General features: G+C 43.1%; 1 protein-coding gene. It reads right to left on the minus strand.

The window, feature by feature from the left end; all coding sequences use genetic code 11:
• Positions 1-56: 56 nt before the first annotated feature.
• Positions 57-1,079 carry an IS30 family transposase gene (locus tag MZO40_RS16930; protein ID WP_252133469.1) on the minus strand — a complete coding sequence of 341 codons (1,023 nt, stop codon included), beginning with the start codon at positions 1,077-1,079 and terminating at the stop codon, positions 57-59.
• Between the last annotated feature and the right edge of the window lie 103 nt (positions 1,080-1,182).

The following is a 1,182-nucleotide window of genomic DNA, read 5'->3' on the forward strand; positions in this document are numbered from 1 at the left end:
CCCGAATTGTCAAATCAAGTGCAACACTTTCGACCTATTCTTAGTTATTGGTCTAGTTAATCGAAGTCTGGCAGAACTGCCATTGCCGATTGATAGTTGAGAACCTTTCGTGGTCTTTGGTTCAGAGCGTTTTGGATTGCTTGAATCCCTGTTAAGGTCAAGGCTCTCATTGAATGTCCCTTAGGAATGAACTCGCGGATCAGTTGGTTCTGGTTCTCATTAGTACCACGTTCCCATGGTGAATATGGATGGGCAAAGTAGACTGTCGTGCCGGCTACCTTTGATAAATCCGCAAACTCTGAACCGTTGTCAAAAGTAACTGTCTTAAAGTATTCTGGACCATAGTCATCGATAACATCTTGCAGGGCTTGTCGACAAGTGTCGGCGTGATAGTCCGTAATCTTAACGATGATTTCATAACGACTAACACGTTCAGTCAAGGTCATAATAGCGGGTTCACTGGCAACTCGTTTGCCTTTAACTAGATTACCTTCCCAATGGCCGATTTCAGTTCGGTTATTGGCTCCAAATGGTCGTTCTTCAATAGACTTGCCTAAGGTACGTTTATTCATACGCTGATGAGCTTTACGAACAGATCTCACCCGTCGACGTAGCTTCATGGGTAGTTCACTATTAGTTAGTTCTAAAAGGCCATTATCAATGTATCTGTAGACAGTTGGTGTTGACGGACAAGCTAGTTCTTGATGGTTCAGTTTGAACCAATGCACAAAGCTATCAATACTGTGGACTCTAGGTTTGCGACGAAGTTCAATGACCAGTTGCTGGAAGAACACAGGTGCCTTGACCAGCCAGCTAACGGCATGAGAATTAGCTTGATGATTTGCATGAATAGTTTGAGCAGTCTCTGCAAAGTAAGCTTCAAAGGGCTTGTGATTAGGGCCAATTTGACGAATTGTACCGTGCTTTAATTCCCGACTGATGGTACTTGGACTCCGATGAAGTTCACGCGCAATCTGACGGCAAGACCAACCCTCAGATTTACGAGCCATGATCAAGCCACGTTCATAAGGTTGAAGTTGTTGGTAATGACTAATCATGGTATTCTGGTTAAGGGTCATGAAGACATCTCTTTTCTTATTTGTTGTGGTAACTATAAGAATAGGTCTTCATGGCCTTTTTGGTCTAGTCATTTAGGTGTTGCACTTCAATTTTAAATCCGGC

The sequence above is a fragment of the Lactiplantibacillus sp. B652 genome, from assembly GCF_023806745.1.
GTDB lineage: Bacteria > Bacillota > Bacilli > Lactobacillales > Lactobacillaceae > Lactiplantibacillus > Lactiplantibacillus pentosus.